Annotated in this window: 19 protein-coding genes and 2 pseudogenes; 12 read left to right on the top strand and 9 right to left on the bottom strand. The window is 70.2% G+C overall.

The features are described from left to right. Window positions 1–40 precede the first annotated feature (40 nt). Window positions 41–919, top strand: a complete 879-nt coding sequence (locus QUE51_RS09060) for an alkaline phosphatase family protein (RefSeq protein WP_286276071.1) — start codon at window positions 41–43, stop codon at window positions 917–919. Window positions 920–957: 38 nt separating this feature from the next. Here QUE51_RS09060 and QUE51_RS09055 read toward each other — a convergent pair whose 3' ends face one another. Continuing rightward, window positions 958–1,089 carry a hypothetical protein gene (locus QUE51_RS09055; RefSeq protein WP_286276069.1) on the bottom strand — a complete coding sequence of 44 codons (132 nt, stop codon included), beginning with the start codon at window positions 1,087–1,089 and terminating at the stop codon, window positions 958–960. A 94-nt stretch (window positions 1,090–1,183) separates the two neighbouring features. Beyond that, complete coding sequence (locus QUE51_RS09050; protein WP_286276068.1) at window positions 1,184–1,417, bottom strand: hypothetical protein; 234 nt, start codon at window positions 1,415–1,417, stop codon at window positions 1,184–1,186. A 91-nt stretch (window positions 1,418–1,508) separates the two neighbouring features. Here QUE51_RS09050 and QUE51_RS09045 point away from each other — a divergent pair, with 91 nt between their 5' ends. Then, window positions 1,509–1,895: a VOC family protein gene (locus QUE51_RS09045; RefSeq protein WP_286276067.1), complete on the top strand. Its 387-nt coding sequence runs from the start codon at window positions 1,509–1,511 to the stop codon at window positions 1,893–1,895. 27 nt (window positions 1,896–1,922) lie between these two features. Here QUE51_RS09045 and QUE51_RS09040 read toward each other — a convergent pair whose 3' ends face one another. Further along, window positions 1,923–2,150, bottom strand: coding sequence for a hypothetical protein (locus QUE51_RS09040; RefSeq protein ID WP_286276066.1), 228 nt, complete (start codon window positions 2,148–2,150; stop codon window positions 1,923–1,925). Window positions 2,151–2,286: 136 nt separating this feature from the next. Between QUE51_RS09040 and QUE51_RS09035 the strand changes: the two genes are divergently transcribed. Beyond that, window positions 2,287–3,327, top strand: coding sequence for an SDR family oxidoreductase (locus tag QUE51_RS09035; RefSeq protein ID WP_286276063.1), 1,041 nt, complete (start codon window positions 2,287–2,289; stop codon window positions 3,325–3,327). 298 nt (window positions 3,328–3,625) lie between these two features. Then, complete coding sequence (locus QUE51_RS09030; protein WP_286276062.1) at window positions 3,626–3,883, top strand: hypothetical protein; 258 nt, start codon at window positions 3,626–3,628, stop codon at window positions 3,881–3,883. 15 nt (window positions 3,884–3,898) lie between these two features. On the opposite strand, the gene QUE51_RS09025 is transcribed toward QUE51_RS09030, so the two are convergent. Beyond that, window positions 3,899–4,531 (bottom strand): CYTH domain-containing protein, encoded by a 633-nt coding sequence (locus QUE51_RS09025; RefSeq protein WP_286276061.1) that lies wholly within the window; start codon window positions 4,529–4,531, stop codon window positions 3,899–3,901. 457 nt (window positions 4,532–4,988) lie between these two features. Here QUE51_RS09025 and QUE51_RS09020 point away from each other — a divergent pair. From QUE51_RS09020 to QUE51_RS09010, 3 genes and pseudogenes are all read left to right on the top strand, one after another. After that, window positions 4,989–5,951: pseudogene (locus QUE51_RS09020) on the top strand (GDP-mannose 4,6-dehydratase); the annotation flags it as partial. Further along, the gene (locus QUE51_RS09015) at window positions 5,928–6,941 is read left to right on the top strand and encodes a GDP-mannose 4,6-dehydratase (RefSeq protein ID WP_350226768.1); all 1,014 of its coding nucleotides are present in this window, start codon (window positions 5,928–5,930) and stop codon (window positions 6,939–6,941) included. The pseudogene QUE51_RS09020 and the gene QUE51_RS09015, both read left to right, overlap by 24 nt. A 228-nt stretch (window positions 6,942–7,169) precedes the next feature. Continuing rightward, window positions 7,170–7,400 (top strand): hypothetical protein, encoded by a 231-nt coding sequence (locus QUE51_RS09010; protein ID WP_286279208.1) that lies wholly within the window; start codon window positions 7,170–7,172, stop codon window positions 7,398–7,400. Window positions 7,401–7,683: 283 nt separating this feature from the next. Here QUE51_RS09010 and QUE51_RS09005 read toward each other — a convergent pair whose 3' ends face one another. The 5 genes from QUE51_RS09005 to QUE51_RS08985 all read right to left on the bottom strand — a co-directional run bounded on the left by QUE51_RS09005 (window position 7,684) and on the right by QUE51_RS08985 (window position 11,035). Continuing rightward, window positions 7,684–7,839, bottom strand: a complete 156-nt coding sequence (locus tag QUE51_RS09005) for a hypothetical protein (protein WP_286279207.1) — start codon at window positions 7,837–7,839, stop codon at window positions 7,684–7,686. 64 nt (window positions 7,840–7,903) lie between these two features. Continuing rightward, complete coding sequence (locus tag QUE51_RS09000) at window positions 7,904–8,464, bottom strand: VanZ family protein (protein ID WP_286279206.1); 561 nt, start codon at window positions 8,462–8,464, stop codon at window positions 7,904–7,906. Further along, a complete protein-coding gene (locus QUE51_RS08995) occupies window positions 8,461–9,264 on the bottom strand; it encodes an HAD-IIB family hydrolase (RefSeq protein WP_286279204.1) in 804 nt (267 codons plus the stop codon). Before QUE51_RS08995 ends, QUE51_RS09000 begins: the two co-directional genes overlap by 4 nt. Before the next feature lie 61 nt (window positions 9,265–9,325). Further along, window positions 9,326–9,616: a hypothetical protein gene (locus QUE51_RS08990; RefSeq protein ID WP_286279190.1), complete on the bottom strand. Its 291-nt coding sequence runs from the start codon at window positions 9,614–9,616 to the stop codon at window positions 9,326–9,328. Between the two features lie 105 nt (window positions 9,617–9,721). Beyond that, window positions 9,722–11,035 (bottom strand): UDP-glucose dehydrogenase family protein, encoded by a 1,314-nt coding sequence (locus tag QUE51_RS08985; RefSeq protein ID WP_286279188.1) that lies wholly within the window; start codon window positions 11,033–11,035, stop codon window positions 9,722–9,724. Window positions 11,036–11,264: 229 nt separating this feature from the next. On the opposite strand from QUE51_RS08985, the gene QUE51_RS08980 reads away from it, so the two are divergent. The 5 genes and pseudogenes from QUE51_RS08980 (at window position 11,265) to QUE51_RS08965 (ending at window position 16,060) form a co-directional block, all read left to right on the top strand. Then, a complete protein-coding gene (locus tag QUE51_RS08980; RefSeq protein WP_286279187.1) occupies window positions 11,265–12,677 on the top strand; it encodes an O-antigen ligase family protein in 1,413 nt (470 codons plus the stop codon). Between the two features lie 261 nt (window positions 12,678–12,938). Next, the gene (locus QUE51_RS08975; protein ID WP_286279186.1) at window positions 12,939–13,406 is read left to right on the top strand and encodes an FAD synthase family protein; all 468 of its coding nucleotides are present in this window, start codon (window positions 12,939–12,941) and stop codon (window positions 13,404–13,406) included. 419 nt (window positions 13,407–13,825) lie between these two features. Next, window positions 13,826–15,124, top strand: coding sequence for a glycosyltransferase (locus tag QUE51_RS08970; protein WP_434017254.1), 1,299 nt, complete (start codon window positions 13,826–13,828; stop codon window positions 15,122–15,124). 83 nt (window positions 15,125–15,207) lie between these two features. After that, window positions 15,208–15,618: pseudogene (locus QUE51_RS18010) on the top strand (glycosyltransferase family 2 protein); the annotation flags it as partial. A gap of 82 nt (window positions 15,619–15,700) precedes the next feature. Next, complete coding sequence (locus tag QUE51_RS08965) at window positions 15,701–16,060, top strand: hypothetical protein (protein WP_286279184.1); 360 nt, start codon at window positions 15,701–15,703, stop codon at window positions 16,058–16,060. The last annotated feature ends 460 nt before the right edge of the window (window positions 16,061–16,520 follow it).

Raw genomic sequence — 16,520 nt, 5'->3', positions numbered from 1 at the left:
CGAGGCGGGCCTTCCGCCGCCCCGCCACTACGCTTTCCCCATGCGCCACCCCCGCGTGCTCCCGAGCGCGGCCCTCCTCCTCAGCGCGTCCCTGCTTCTGGCCGGCTGCACGGCCGCGGACGCGACGCCTGCCCCGACGCCGAGTCCGACGCCGACGATCCCCGTCCCCGACCACATTGTCGTTATCCTCGAGGAGAACGAGCCCGCCGATCACGTGCTCGGGGACGACGACGCCCCCTACCTCAACGAGCTCGCCGCCGCGGGCGCCGTCGCGACCAACTACTCGGCGATCACCAATCCCAGCCTGCCCAACTACGTCGCCCTCACGAGCGGCTCGACGAACGGGATCACGACCGACTGCCTCCCCGCCGACTGCGGCGTGGACGTGCCGAACCTCGCCGACCGGGTAGAGGCGGCCGGCCTCACCTGGAAGATCTACGGCGAGGGGATGCCGCAGCCCTGCAGCACCGGAAGCACCGGCAACTACGCTCCGCGGCACATCCCCTTCCTCTACTACCGGGACATCTCCGGAGACAGCTCGCGATGCCGCCAGCATGTGGTGCCGTACGAGCAGCTCGCCACGGACCTCGCGGACGACAGGCTCCCCTCCCTCGCCTTCGTCACTCCCGACCTCTGCAACGACATGCACAACTGCGACATCGCGACGGGTGACACCTGGCTGTCGCAGGAGGTGCCGAAGCTCCTCCAGTCCCCCGGCTTCGGCGGCGACTCGCTCCTCGTGGTCACCTTCGACGAGGGCACCGCCAAGCACAACGACGTCGCGACGGTGTTCGCCGGCTCGCTGGCTCGATCGGGGGCGACCTCCGATGTCGCGTACAGCCACTACTCCCTGCTGCACACCATCGAGTCGCTGTGGAAGCTCGCCCCCTCACCGCGAACGACCGGAGCGCGCCGGTGATGACCGACCTCCTGCAGCCGCGCTGACCCCGCGCACGCCTATGCGCGCCCGGACTGCGCCTCGCACAGCGGGCACGTGCCGCCGGGCGTGAGGGTCGCCCACCAGTGCTTCGCGCACATCGGCTGGGTGACCGGCAGGTCGTCGACGGGGTGAGAGTGGGCTTCTGGCACAGCTGCCTCCTTGCCCTGGCAGGCTAACCGGAACGGCTGGAGACTCCCAGCCCGCTAGGGGTGGAATCCGCCGACCGGTCGAAGGAGAAGCGACTCAGTGCGCAGAGGCGCGCGGAGCGGGCACCACGGGCGCCTCGTCAGCGGCGTGGACGGTCGGGAGGCTGTGCCGGCCGAGCGCGGCGGGACGCCTCCTGAGCTGCTCCGTGAGCAGCTCGTCGCGGCGATGGGCATCCGCGATCTTCACCGCGCGACCGATGAGGGCGCCGAGCACGACGCTCACCAGCACCCAGGCGGCCACGCCGATCAGCACGATCCCCCAGAACGGCATCTCCCCATGCTTTCAGGGGCCGGAGCCCCGGTAAGCCCCTGTGCGGGTGACACCACCCGAGTACCCGGCGCCGCCTTGGCAGGATGGCGTCATGCGGATCAACAAGGTGCACCACATCGCCCTGATTGGGACCGACTACGCCCGCTCGAAGGCCTTCTATACGGAGGTGCTCGGCTTCACGCTCCGGAGCGAGGTGTACCGGGCGGAGCGGGACTCCTGGATGGGCGACTTCGACCTCAACGGCGAGTACGTGCTCGAGCTGTTCTCGTTTCCGAACCCACCCAAGCGCTCGACCGGTCCCGAGTCGACCGGGCTGCGTCACCTCGCGTTCCAGGTGGACGACGTCGCGGCGGGCCTCGCCGAGCTGGCGGAGAAGGGAGTGCGCTGCGAGGAGCTGCGCATTGACCCGCACACCGGCAAGAGGATGGCGTTCTTCTTCGACCCGGACGGCCAGCCGCTCGAGCTCTACGAGGCCTGACTCCCGTCCGGAGAACCGGAACCCGGGTCAGACGGAGGCGACGGCCTTCGGCTCGGCATCGGCGGGCGCCTGGTCCGCCGCCAGCGCGCGCCGGCGCAGGTGGAGCACCAGGGTCACCGCCGAGAACGCGAACAGGGCCCCACTCGCGACCAGGAAGATCAGCGACGCGAGCCAGCCGAGCTGGTAGCCGCCGAAGGCGCCGACCACCAGGAAGATGACCGCGAATCCGAGGACGGAGGCCGGGGATCCGGACATGGTTCTCCTTGGGGGTGAGGAGGGGACGGCACGAGCGCCAGGGTGAGCGTACAGGCACTCCGCCGCCCCGCGCACACCCCTCCGAACACCCTTCCCGCCGTGCGAGGGTGGACGCAGCACCGACCCGAGGAGAGCCATGACTCACACGCACCTGTTGCCCGCAGCCTTGGGCGGCGCGGCGCCGCTCACCGCCCTCTTCATCGGCGGCACGGGCATCATCAGCTCGGCCTGCACGCAGGCGGCCATCGACGCCGGCTTCGAGGTCTTCCACCTCAATCGATCGAAGACGTCGAAGCGTCCCCTGCCGGCCGAGGTGACGACTCTGCAGGGCGACATTCGCGACCGCGCATCCGCGGAGAGGGCGCTCGGCGACCGGAGGTTCGACGTGGTGGTCGACTTCGTGGCCTTCACCCCCGAGCACGTGCAGCAGGACATCGACCTGTTCACCGGCCGCACGGCCCAGTACGTGTTCATCAGCTCTGCATCTGCGTACCAGACGCCGCCGGCGCGCGTGCCGGTGGTCGAGTCGGCGCCCCTGCGCAACCCGCACTGGGAGTACTCGCGCAACAAGGCGGCGTGCGAGGACCTCCTGGTCGCCGCCTATCGGACGGGCGGATTCCCGGCGACCATCGTCCGCCCCTCGCACACCTACGACGAGACCCTCCTGCCCATCGACGGCGCCTGGACGGCGATCGACCGGATGCGACGAGGGCTCGAGGTCGTCGTGCACGGCGACGGCACGTCGCTGTGGACCCTCACCCATCACACCGACTTCGCCCGCGCCTTCGCCGGTCTGCTCGGCCGAACCGACGTCCTGGGCGAGGCCTTCCACATCACGAGCGACGAGGCGCCCACCTGGGACGCCATCTACCGCTCGCTCGCTCGCGCTGCCGGCGTCGACGACCCGAAGCTCGTGCACGTGCCCTCCGACGCCATCGCGGCGCTCGATCCCGAGTGGGGCGCCGGCCTGCTCGGCGACAAGGCGCATTCGATGGTGTTCGACAACTCGAAGATCAAGTCGGTGGTCCCCGGCTGGCGCGCCGTCATCCCGTTCGAGCTGGGCGCCCGCCAGATCATTGCCTGGCACGACGCGGACGAGAGCCGCCGCACCGTGGACGACGAGGTCAACCGCAAGTTCGACCTCCTGATCGACGCGTACCGCCCGCGCCCGCTCTGACGCCGCTCCTCGCGCAACCGCCCGACCGGATCACGGACATCTGGGGCTAGATGCTCCGGATTCGGCGTGGGCAGGCCCGGCGGCCGCCGATTCTCCGTGATCCGGTCAAGGGCCTCGCGTGCGGTTCATCGAGGGACGGCGAGCACCGACCCTCGAAGGTGAGCGCAGGCTGTGGTCTGCCTGAACGATTCGGGTGTCTGCGGCGCGGCAACCCTCCACAGCGACAGCTCCACCCCCGTTGTGGGGGGACCGCGCGTCGCGGCGTCGCGTCGTCGGAGGGCAGGCATATCTTTCCGGCATGGTTCACCTGCGCTGCGTGACGTTGTGGCTCGGTCTGATCGCCATCGCCGAGGGGCTGTTCGCGATCGGTCTGGCGACACTCTTCGGCGACCAGGCGGGACTCGACGGCATGGGATCAGAGGCCGCCGGACTCGCCGGCACCCTGATCCCCGCAGGCATCGTCGCGCTCGTCCTGTGGGTGGGGATGTCGATCCTCACCGCCCAGAAGCGCGCGGCAGCCGAGGCCGCCATGAACTCCGCCTCGCGGGCGTCCTAGAGCGCCTCCCCGCGTTCAGCCCTCGCTCGGGCCGAGCCCGGCCCGCCCGGTAGCCCGAGCGAACTTCGACATCGACGGTGAGGGCGTCGCGCCTTGCGCGACCAGCTGCGCCTCGATCCGGTCGAGCAGCGCGACGCGCTTCGCGGGAGCCTGCGGTGCCTCCTCGAGGAGCTCCGCCTCCCACTCGCGCCAGGTGCGCACCACTCCCTCGCGCACGTCGGTCCCGGCGACGCGATCGTCGGCGATCTCCGCGACCGCCCGGCCCTCGTCGTCGAGCAGGAGGATGGGCGTGCGCTCGGTGCGGATCTCGGCGGTCGGGATCAGCGGCCGGTCACCGAGGATGTCCTTCACGATGTCGAGCAGACCGGCCGGAGGCGCATCGGCCAGTTCGGCGTGGTGCTCGGTGCGGCCACCTTCGCCGGGCGTCTTGAGATGCCATCCGGCGTCGTGGCCGCCCGTGCGGCGACGCAGCACCATCCGCTCGGCGGCGAGGGCGCCGTCCTCGGTGTCGTAGTACACGGCCTCGAGCAGGTCCGGATGCTCGGGGAGCAGCACGAGGAATCCGTCGAGTTCAGGCGCCGGGGCGTCCTCCGGCACGTCGTACTTGCGCTCCGTCTCGGTGCTCGACGTGATGTCGTTCTCCGCCATGACCGGCTCCCTTGCGTCACCGGCGGCAACGCCGCCGTCAGCAATGATGCCGCGGCAGGGACTGGATCGCCTGAACGAGCAGCGGGGCCCGGGAAGGGCGGCGAGCCGCGAGCGGCGTGAGAAGCGCCGGGTTAGCGGACGGTGTGCCGGCGCGGCCGGCTGCCGAGCGAGATGACGGACACCCCCGCGAACATGACGAGGACCGAGGCGACGATTCCGACGATCATGAGAACCTCCTGGAGATCCGGGCAGCGCCCTTGCTGCCGCAGTGACTGGAGCCTAAGCACCCGGGCGCGCGCCTTCAGGGAGGGCCCCTGGCGAGTCGCCCGGCCAGTGGTTGGAGGCGCAGGAGGTTCGGCGTCCGCCCCGCCGAAGTGCCGGATTCCTCGTCCGGTCGGATACGGTCGATCGGAGCGTTTGAGCACGAACCCCCGTAGGGCGAACAGGAAGCACCGACATGACCAAGCGAGCTCTGATCACCGGCATCACCGGCCAGGACGGGCTGTACCTTTCCGAACTCCTGATCGAGAAGGGGTATGACGTCTACGGCCTGATCCGCGGCCAGAACAACCCGAAGCTCGATCTGGTGCGCGAGACCGTGCCGGACGTGAAGCTGCTGACGGGCGACCTGACGGATGTCGCCTCGCTGGTCCGCGTCTTCGGCGACGCCCAGCCGGACGAGGTCTACAACCTGGGCGCGATCTCCTTCGTCGCCTACTCGTGGGAGAACGCGAGCCTCACGACCGACGTGACCGGAAAGGGCGTCCTCAACGTCCTGGAGGCGACGCGCCTCTACGCCGGCAGCGACGTGGACAAGGTCCGCTTCTACCAGGCGTCCTCGTCCGAGATGTTCGGCAAGGTGCAGCAGGTCCCGCAGAGCGAGTCGACGCTCCTCTGGCCGCGGTCGCCGTACGGCGTCGCCAAGGTCTTCGGCCACTACATGACCATCAACTACCGCGAGTCGTACGGCATGCACGCTTCCAGCGGCATCCTCTTCAACCACGAGTCGCCGCGCCGTGGACCCGAGTTCGTCACCCGCAAGGTGTCGCTCGCGGTCGCCCGCATCAAGCTGGGACTCCAGGACAAGCTGACGCTCGGCAACCTCGACGCCAAGCGCGACTGGGGCTTCGCCGGCGACTACGTGCGCGCCATGTGGGCGATGCTGCAGCAGCCGGTCGCGGACGACTACGTGGTCGCGACGGGTGAGACGCACACCATCAAGGAGCTGCTCGACGTCGCCTTCGCTGCAGCCGGCATCGAGGACTGGCAGCCCTTCGTCTACCAGGACCCCGCCTTCTTCCGCCCGGCCGAGGTCGACCTGCTGATCGGCGACGCGAGCAAGGCGCGCGACGTGCTCGGCTGGACGCCGGAGGTGTCGTTCGAGCAGCTCGTCACGATGATGGTCGAGAGCGACCTCAAGGCCCTCTCGGCGAGCAGGGGTAGCGTGCCCGCCGCTCTGGTCACAGGCGCGACGGGGCAGGACGGGAGCTATCTCGTCGAGGCTCTGCTCGCGGCCGGCTGGTCGGTGACCGCCCTCGTCCACTCGCAGCTCGAGTCGCCGAATCCCCTCCCGGGCGGCGTCGGCACCGCCCTCGGGAACCTCGCCGACGCCGACCGGCTGCGCGAGGTCGTGCTGGAGACGGCTCCGGACACCATCTTCAACCTGGGCGGGCTCAGCTCGGTCGCCGCCTCCTGGGCTCGCCCGCTGGACGCCGCGCGGATCACCGGCCTCTCGGTCGCCGCCCTGCTCGACGCCGCATGGGAGCTGCAGGAGCAGTCGGGAGCGCCGGTCCGCTTCCTGCAGGCCTCGAGCGCCGAGATCTTCGGCCGCGCCGAGCGCGCACCGCAGGACGAGTCGACGCCGCTCGCGCCGGTGTCGCCGTACGGCGCCGCGAAGGCGTGGGCCCACACGCTGGTCCAGGTGTACCGGGGTCGCGGCCTCTTCGCCGCCAACGCGATCCTCTACAACCACGAGTCGACCCGCCGCCCGCTCGACTTCGTCACGCGGAAGATCACCCACGGCGTCGCCGAGATCGCGACCGGCTCCTCGGACCGGCTGATGCTGGGCAACCTGGAAGCCCGCCGCGACTGGGGCTGGGCGCCCGACTACGTCGACGGCATGATGCGGATCGCGGCGGCCCCCGAGCCCGACGACTTCGTCCTGGCCACCGGACAGGCGCACTCGGTGGCCGAGTTCGTCGCCGCCGCCTTCGCGGCCGTCGGCATCGAGAACTGGTCGGACCGGGTCGGCATCGACGAGCGCTTCAACCGCCCTGCCGACGCCACTGAGCAGCTCGGGGACGCGAGCAAGGCGGAGCGGGTCCTCGGCTGGCGCCCCAAGGTGCCGTTCCAGGAGATCGTCGCCCGGATGACCCAGCACGACGTGCGGCTGCTGACCCGCGGGTCCTAGCCCTCGGGTGAGCCGGCCGTACCGAGACCGCCGACACGGAGCTCGCTCAACGAGGCCGACGCGCCAGGCACCGCTCGACGGCACCCATAGGGGTGATGCACGCTCCAGGGAACCAGATCTAGCGTCGCCTTGCGGATATCGGCTCTGGTGACCGGGCGGCCTTTGGGTCTACGCTCTGGCTCGGCGCTACCCGACGCCACGCCTCTTACCCGAGAGGATTCACCCGACATGTCCGACTCCGTCCCAGCCGTTCTCGGCTTCGGCGTCATCTTCCTTCTGGTGGGCGCCCTCGGCGGCTACCAGCTGGGTCTCCTGGCGAGCATCATCTTCCTCGCAGCGGGTGCGCTGCTGCTCGCGGGCGGCGGGACCTGGCTCCTCGTGGGACTCCGCCGCCGCGCGGCGCTCACGCGTGCCGCCATCTCGCGTCCGTCACCGGTGGCACCGACCGCCGGCCAGTGACGGACAGGAGGACGCACCGATGTGGACGCACCGCCGACGACGGACCGAGCCCCTCGGCTCCTTGCGTCCAAGGAGTGCCGAGGGGCTCCCTCTTACTACCCGATCAGGTGAACCACGGGACAGATCACGAACACCCGAAGTCCGAGAATCCCTCAGCGTCCACCCGCGACGAAGGTACGACCGCCTCGCTGTGAAAACGCCTTAAATGCCACTATTGGGGTATGCCGTGCGCTAGCACGGGGAGCAGTTTGCTAAGCCCCCTAGTGATTCGGGGAACTCCCCCTCAGGCCGCCCGGTCGAAGTCCCGGCGGGATGCACGCCAGGGGCGATCGGGCCCCCAGCCGAGCACCCTGCCGAGGAACAGCGCGAGGACGATCGCCGCGCACAGCCACGCCGCGAGGATGCCGACGACGAGGGCGAGGACTCCGAGGAAGGTCACCCGGCATTCCTATCCGCCGGGCCCTGTCTTCCGCGGCAGACACACCGCACAGGAGAGCGCTGGGTCAGGGGCGCGCGTCGGAGGACCGATGCCCGCCGGCGACGTCGGCGGCCACGAGCCGGTCGCGGTGGTGCACGATCATCCGCGCCAGGAGCGACACGACGGCCCCGACGGCTCCGCCGAGCCCGTTCGCGACCACGTCCGATGCGCTCGGTGTCCGGGCCGGGAAGAAGAGGGCCTGCCCGAGCTCGAGCAGGGCCGAGAAGGCCGGCGCCGCCACCGCGGCGAGCCACCAGTCCCGCCGGGGCAGGTCGAGGGCGGCGAGGAACCCGAGCGGCACGAACAGGAGCACGTTCGACAGGAACTCGATCTGCGGGTAGCCCACCCAGCCGGGGACACCTCGCTCGTGCAGCTCCCGGATCAGCCGCACGAGCACGGCGGAGTAGGGACGATCGACAGGGGTCGGCGACAGGGTGACCAGCAGCACGACGGCCACGTAGAGGGCGAGGAGCACCGCCGCCACCTTCAGCCGGAACCGGGATGCCGCGGAGGCGGGAAGTCCCTGCCCCGCCCGGGAGAGCACGGTCTTGCCCGCTCGCTCGCGGGCGGAACCGCGGGCGCTCACCTCCGGGAGTAGTCGATGACCGCAGCGACGAGAGCGGCGGTGTCCTCCCAGCCGTCGACCGCATGGCAGGCGACGCCGGTGGACTTCACCGGATAGTCGTTGCCCTCGGGGTCGAGTCGGTCTCCTACGAACAGCATGTCGGCGATGGCGATGCCGGTGACCTCCTCCAGCTGCTTCATCCCGTAGGCCTTGTCGATGCCGCGGCGGGTGATGTCGACGGAGGTGGACCCGCCGGAGCGCACCTCGAGGTCGGGCAGGTCGGCGGCGACGGCCGCACGCAGGGCGTTCTTCTTCTCCCCCGTCGGATCCCACTGGCGCTTCACCGCGACAGGGGCCTCCTGGCCGAGCGCCGAGAACGTCACCTGCGAGCCGCGGTCCTCGAGGACCGGCCCCCACGTCTCGGTCTCCCAGACGCCCAGCTCCTTGGCCCGCGCCTCGAGCGACGCGAACGCCGCCGCGATCTGCTCAGCCGTGAGGTTCTGTGCGTAGACGGGCATCCACTCCCCTGCCTGGTGACGCCAGTACTGGGTTCCGCAGGTGGGCATCAGGTGCAGCCGCTCGAGCTGGGCCGGGTCCGCGTCCTGGAGCCGGTCGATGACCTGCGTCCGGAACTGCCCGATCTGGCCGCCGGAGATGATGCACACCTCGGCCACGCCGAGCAGGTCGTGGAGGAGCCGCACCATCGTCGGGTCGAGCGCCGACTTCGAGGGGGCGAGGGTGTCGTCCAGGTCGAACGCGACGAGGCGGGGAAGCCAGTCGGCGCTCCAGACGTCGGCGGGCGCAGTGGTGGGGTCCGTCATCTCTGCCTTCACGATCGGGGACATCCCATTCTGCCCGACGCTCCCCCGAGGGGGCGGAACGTCAGTTGTTGGTGACTCCGGCGTCCCAGCTCGCGAGACGGCCCCGGATGTACTCCTCCGCCTCCCCGTTCTCGGGGTCCGGGATCGGCGAGTTGGTCGTCTCCGCGACGATCGTGGTCGCCTGCGTGAGCACGACCGTGGCCGACACGAGGTCGCCGCCGTCGTCGATCGCGTTGAGCGTGACCCGGTCCGCCGTGTTCACGCGGCTGAGCAGCACGGCGTACTCGGTGATGAGGTCGGCGACGGAGTCACCGACGAGGAGGAATGTGTCGGCAACCCGAATCCGCTTCATAGGGGAGGCTACTGGGTGCGGGCGGGGTGATTCATGAGAGCTTCTGACCACCGCAGACAGGGCGGGGGCCCGGGTGCAGGCGTTCCGCCGGCCCCCGGGTCAGGATCAGGGACGGCCCATCCCCTTGTAGGTCCAGCCGGCAGCCCGCCACTTGACCGGGTCCAGGACGTTGCGCCCGTCGATGATGACCTTGTCGCGCACCAGCTCGCCGATCTCCACCGGGTCGAGCTCCCGGTACTCCTTCCACTCGGTCACGAGGACCACCACGTCGGCCCCGTGCAGGGCGTCCAGCGTGTCCGTGGCGAAGCCGAGCTGAGGGTGGAGGCGGATCGAGTTCGGGATGGCCTCCGGGTCGGTCGCGATCACGTGCGCGCCCAGGCCGTTGAGACGGACGGCGACGTCGAGCGCGGGCGAGTCCCGGACGTCGTCCGAATCGGGCTTGAACGCGAGGCCGAGCACGGCCACCTTCTTCTTGTAGACCTGGCCGCCCAGCGCCTCGATGACCATGTCGATCGCGCGCTCGCGCCTGCGCATGTTGATCGCATCGATCTCGAGCAGGAAGCGCACCGACTCGCCCCGGCCGAGCTCCTCGGCGCGAGCACTGAACGCGCGGATGTCCTTCGGCAGGCAGCCGCCGCCGAAGCCGATGCCAGCGTTGAGGAAGCGGCGGCCGATGCGCGCGTCGTAGCCGATCGCGTCGGCGAGCGAGGTCACGTCTGCGCCGGCGACCTCGGCGATCTCCGCCATGGCGTTGATGAAGCTGATCTTCGTCGCAAGGAACGCATTGGCCGACACCTTGACCAGTTCCGCGGTCGCGTAGTCGGTGACGACGACGGGGGTCTCGTTCGCGATGGCCGTCGCGTAGACCTGGTCGAGGAGCTCCTTCGCCTTCAGGCCCTTCTCTCCCGCAGCCACGCCGTAGACGAGCCGGTCGGGCGCGATGGTGTCCTTGACCGCGTAGCCCTCGCGCAGGAACTCCGGGTTCCAGGCGAGCGAGGCGCCGGTGCCGGCCTCGTCGATGCGCTCCGCCAGCCGGGCGGCGGTGCCGACGGGGACCGTCGACTTCCCGACGACGAGGTCGCCCTCGCTGAGGTGCGGAAGGATGCCCTCGATCGCTGCGTCGACGTAGGTCAGGTCCGCGGCGTTCTCGCCCCGCTTCTGCGGCGTGCCGACGGCCACGAAGTGCACCTGCGAGCCCTTCGCGTCGGCGATGTCCGTCGAGAAGGAGAGCCGACCCGAGCGCATCGCGGATTCGAGGATGCCCTCGAGTCCCGGCTCGAAGAACGGCGCCTTCGCGGCCTTGAGCGCCTGGATCTTGCCCGGGTCCACATCGATTCCGATGACGTCGTGGCCGAGCTCGGCCATGCTCGCGGCGTGCACGGCGCCGAGGTAGCCGCAGCCGATTACAGAGATTCTCATTTGGGTCGGGTTCCTTGGGTGAGGATGCGTCAAGCCGCGTGCGGGACTCTTTCCTAGCAGGTCACCGCAGAGGCGCGACTCCGGTGGGTAGCCGGGTCCTTCCTTCCTACCAGCGGCGGGGAGGCACCCCTCCCCCAGTCAGGGGCCTTCCCGGGCAGCTCCGGCCCCTTGCCTTCTCCGGCCCCTTGCCTTCCCGGCCGGCGGGCCGAGATCCGCATAGCCTGGCCGGGTGACCCGCACCGCCTCCCGCCTCGCCTCTGCGGGCGCCGTCCTTGTGCTCTTCACGCTCTTCGCCGGGGAGGCGATCCGCGACACGGTCAGCTGGTGGGGGTTCGCCGTGTGGGACGGGCTCGTGTTCCTCCTTCTTGTGGGTGCCGCCGTCGCGGTGCGGCGACGGGGTGCCCTGTCCGGCCCGGAGCGGCAGGCGGACGGGCGATCGGGAAGCCTCGTCCGCCGGCTCCGCGACCGAGGGCACGGCGTGGTGCTGCTCGCGGCCTTCCTGGCCTGGGCGGTGCTCTCCGTCGCCTGGTCGTACTATCGCGGAGTCACCCTGCTGGCGATCGCAGTGCTTCTCGTCACCACCTTCGCCGCCGTCGTCCTCTATCTGTGGGTCGGATGGCCCGGCGTCGTCCGCGCCCTGGCAGGGGCGCTCCAGGCGATCCTCGCCCTCTCGCTTCTCTTCGAGTTCGTCGTCGCCGCCGTCATCCGGCATCCGATCCTTCCCGTCTTCCCCTTCGACCCGTCGAAGGGGAGCGACGTGCCCGCCGCCTACTACTGGAGCCGAGGTCTGCTGTTTGAGGGCGGGCGGATCCAGGGCATCCTGGGCAACGCCAACCTGCTCGGCTTCGTCGCTCTGCTGGCGCTCATCGTCACCGCCTGTCTGCTGGCGGCCGGTCGCATCCGGCGAGACCTGGGGATCGCGGGCATCGCGCTGGCCGTCGCGACGTTGGCCCTCACCCGGTCCTCCACCGTGACAGTGGCCGCCGCAGCGAGCGCGGTGGTGCTCGCGCTGATGCTGCTCTGGCGCAGGACGCCCACCACTCCGCCGCAGCGGAGGTCGGGCTTCTGGGCGCTCGTCGTAGTGCTCGCGCTCGCCGCCGTCGGCGCCGTCGCGGCGAATCGCGCGCTCCTCTCCCTGCTCGGCAAGAGCGACGACCTCACGGGGCGCCTCGACATCTGGACCGCCGTGTCCGGGCTGGTCGCGCAGCGTCCGGTGCTCGGCTGGGGCTGGATCAGCTACTGGGTGCCGGGGACCAAGCCGTACGAGGGGCTCGCGGTCCGCAAGGGCGTGCAGTACCTGCAGGCGCACAACGCGTTCCTCGACGTCACGGTGCAGCTCGGCGTGATCGGGCTGCTCCTCTTCCTCGCCTTCCTCGTCGCGGTGTGCGTCGCCGTCGCTCGGAGCGGCCGGATCGCCAGAGCGGGCGCCGGCCCGTCCGACTGGGTCTTCGATCGCGTGCTGCCTGCGCTGCTCCTCACCGCCCTGCTCGCGCAGGCCCTGGCGGAGAGCCGGCTGCTGGTGGAGGGGAACTGGGCGCTGCTGTGCCTGCTGGCGCTGTCGGCAGGGCGGCGGGAGGCGCCGAAGCCGGCTTCGAGCCTCGCGACTCCGGCCGCAGCGGCGCCTCGCGAGTCGACTCCGTAGCGGTGGGAAAGCACCCTCACGCACCCTTCTCCGCACCCCTTGGTGAACACGAGGAGTCCCTAACCTTTACCTAAGGGAAACAAAACCCCCGAGCTGGTGTCGCGCCTTCCCGGCTCGGTCCGCTACTTTGGGGACCTGGCTCCTTGTAGTACCCGCTGCAAACCCGAAGGATCCGACGCCCGCTTACCCGAGCACCCTCGTTTACCCGAGCGAGGACATGGGCGCAAAGTGCAGCCATAGTGAAAGCTGTGGTCCTACCCGATGACCCGAATCGGCTACGCCGCTGGTGCATTCGACCTGTTCCACGTCGGCCACCTCAACATCCTCAAGCACGCCAAGCGCAACTGCGACTATCTGATCGCCGGCGTGGTGAGCGACGAGATGCTCCGCCAGACGAAGGGGATCACCCCGGTCGTCCCGCTCGCCGAGCGCCTCGAGATCGTGCGCAACATCCGCTACGTGGATGAGGCGCGGCCGGAGGTCCTGCCCGACAAGCTGGACACCTGGCGCGAGGTCCAGTTCGACGTCTTCTTCAAGGGCGACGACTGGCGCGGCACCGAGAAGGGCCTGCGGCTCGAGCGCGAGTTCGCCGCCGTGGGCGTGGAAGTCGTGTACTTCCCGTACACGATGACGACCTCGAGCACGAAGCTGCGCGGCGCCCTCGACGCCATCATGGCCTCGTCCGGCAGCGGAGCGGGTGCTGCCGAGCGCTCCCTCACCTCAGCCTGACCCGTCCCCTCCCCACCCCAACTACCCCTCAGACCCGGTCCCTCGCGGACCGCTCCCCGGCCCGACATCCGAAGGGCCGGAACCCGGACCGCCTCCCCCAAGGCGATCCACACCCGAAACCCGGATCAGTCCCCCCAACGGATCCGGGAGCACCACCCGGATCGGTCCCCCCAACGGATCCGGCAGCACCAAAGCCGGTCGGGCCCCCGACCCGATCGGCGCCCCGCCCGCCTCGCCACCCGAGAGTGTCCCCCAGCATTCGGCAGAGGCGGGCGGGGAATCCACCCGACCGTCGTGTACCCGAAACGCGAGCTACCCATGAACCCGAACAGCGAACTGCGGCTTCCCGCCGCAGGCAGCAGCAGCCTTCCGGCCGCTGCGTGCACCCCTGTTGCGGGCACCGCCACGGAGGTGGCCCGATGAGCTTCGACTACATCGAACCCGAAGAGCTGGATGACCCGAGCGATGCGCCGGCTCCCGTCCTGGTCGCCCTGCCCCAGAAGCAGCTGCGCATCGCGATGGTGGGCACCCGCGGAGTCCCCGCCGCGTACGGCGGCTTCGAGACCGCCGTCGAGGAGATCGGCAGCCGCCTCGCCGCCCGCGGCCACGAGGTGACCGTCTACTGCCGCCCGAAGGACGGCAACCGGCCCGCCGAGCACCTGGGCATGAAGCTCGTGCACCTGCCCGCGCTCAAGAAGAAGACCCTCGAGACGCTCAGCCACTCCGCGCTGTCGGCCCTGCACATGCTCGGCCACCGGAAGCAGGACATGGCGTTCGTCTTCAATGCCGCCAACTCCCCCTTCGTGCCGATCATCAAGGCCCGCAGGGTGCCGACCGCGGTGCACGTGGACGGCCTGGAATGGCGCCGCGGCAAGTGGGGCAAGTGGGGCCGCCGGTACTACCGGATGGCGGAGCAGTTCTCCGTCCGCTCCGCCGACGCGCTCATCAGCGACGCGCAGGGCATCGCGGACTACTACTCCGCCGAGTTCGGCGTCCCCACCGAGCTGATCGCCTACGGCTCGTCGAAGCTCACAGAGGTCGCCACCGACAAGCTGACCAAGCACGGGCTGGTCCCCGGCGAGTTCCACCTCGTCGTCGCCCGCTTCGAGCCGGAGAACCACGTCGACGTGATCGTCGACGGGTACACCCGCTCGGGCTCCAAGTACCCACTCGTCGTCGTCGGCTCGGCGCCCTACGCGGCCGAGTACACCGACCGCATCGCCCGCACCGCTGCCGCCGACTCGCGCATCAAGATGCTGGGCGGCGTGTGGGACCAGGAGGAGCTCAACCAGCTCTACGCCCACGCCCGCACCTATCTGCACGGCCACTCGGTGGGTGGCACCAACCCCTCGCTGCTGCGCGCCATGGGCGCGGGCACAGCCGTGATCGCCTACGACGTCGTCTTCAACCGCGAGGTGGCAGGCCCGGACGGCCTGTACTTCGCAGATGCGGACGCGCTCGTGCCGATCCTCGAGCGCATCGAGGACGCGGGCTGGAAGCACGTCGCGATCGGCACCGCCATGCAGCAGCGCGCCGAGGCGATGTACGACTGGGACAAGGTCGCCCTCGGCTACGAGGAGCTCGCCATGCGCCTGGTGGCGGGCGAGACCATCCACGGCCTCTCCAAGGGCCGCCGCCGCAAGGAGGGCTGGAACGAGACCGCCGCGGCAATCCTGCCCGACGAGCGTCCGGCCACCGCGCCGCTGCCCACTCGCTGACACCGGAAGACCCCTCGCCGGGCGGGCACCCGCCCGGCGAGGCTCCGGCCGAGCTCGGTGAACCCGTTGATAGCCTCCGCACCATGCCGCCCCGCCTGAGCATCGTCATCCCCGCGCACAACGAGGAGCAGCTGATCGGGCGGCTGCTGGGCACGCTGACCCAGGGACCTGACCCGGACCGCTTCGAGATCGTCGTGGCGGCGAACGGCTGCACCGACCGCACCGCCGAGCGGGCGCGCTCCTATCCGGGCGTGCGGGTCGTCGAGGTCGCCGAGGGGTCGAAGATCGCGGCGCTGAACGCCGGAGACCGAGCGGCCGCGGCGTTCCCCCGCGCCTACCTCGATGCCGACGTCGTCGTGTCGACGGACACCCTGGCCGCGCTCGCCGACGCCCTCTCCACGGACGAGCCGCGCATTGCCTCCCCCACCCTCCGGGTGGACACCCGGTCGGCGGGCTGGCTCGTGCGCCAGTACTACCGGATCTGGGACATCTCGCAGTACCGGACCCGAGGGCACGTCGGCTCCGGGATCTACGCGCTCTCGGCGTCGGGTCGGGCCCGGTTCGGCGACTTCCCCGGTGATCGCCGACGACCGCTTCGTGCAGCGCCTCTTCGCCCCGGACGAGCGGATCACCCTTCCCGAAGCGGAGTTCACCGTCGAGTCACCCCGGACCCTCCGTGCGCTCGTGCGCCGGGGCACGCGGATCATCGCGGGGAACTACGAGCTCGCGCAGCTCCTCGGCGGTCGGGAAGGTGCCGGTGGCGGCGAGCGCCAGAACGTGGCTCTCCTCCGCTCGATTCGCACGCGGCCCGCCCTCTGGCCGCCGTTCGCGATCTACTACGCCGTGTCCTCCGTCACCCGCCTCCGCGCGCGGCGCCTGCTGGCGTCCGGCACACGGATCAACTGGAACCAGGACACCACCACACGGACCGGCTGACCGCCTGCCTCTTTCGGGGATCTCTTGGCCCCCGTCCAGACACGCCCAACCGTGAACAATTGGGTGAAGTCAATTTCGCGGTTCCAAGGCGGCGCCCCCGAAGGTGAGCCGAACCCCAGTGAGCCCCGTACTGGTGCGGATCGGTCGTTCGATCGTCAAGACAAACGGGGGCGTTACCGATCCGTTACCTGCCGTTCGCCTTCAAGGGGGCACTCGTCCCCCTCGTTTGGGGGTGCTAGCGTGGGCGACCGTCAGCGGCTGAAGGCACTCTCCTAGTCAGTGCCCAGCCACCACGCAACCTGCGCAGGCTCAGAGCTTGGGATGCTCTGCCATGCCCTCGCAGGTTCGAAGTTTGGGGTAATCGGGTGGGGTTCTTTCGTCGTTCGCGGCATGCGAAGAAGAGGACGGTTCCGGTCGTCGGTCTGACCGCGACGCTGGCGGTCGCCGCCGCGACGTGCGT

It is taken from the genome of Naasia aerilata (assembly GCF_030296595.1).
Taxonomy (GTDB): Bacteria; Actinomycetota; Actinomycetes; order Actinomycetales; family Microbacteriaceae; genus Naasia; species Naasia aerilata.
The sequence above is the reverse complement of the archived record's forward strand: the minus strand, read 5'-3'. Positions and strand labels throughout refer to the sequence as shown.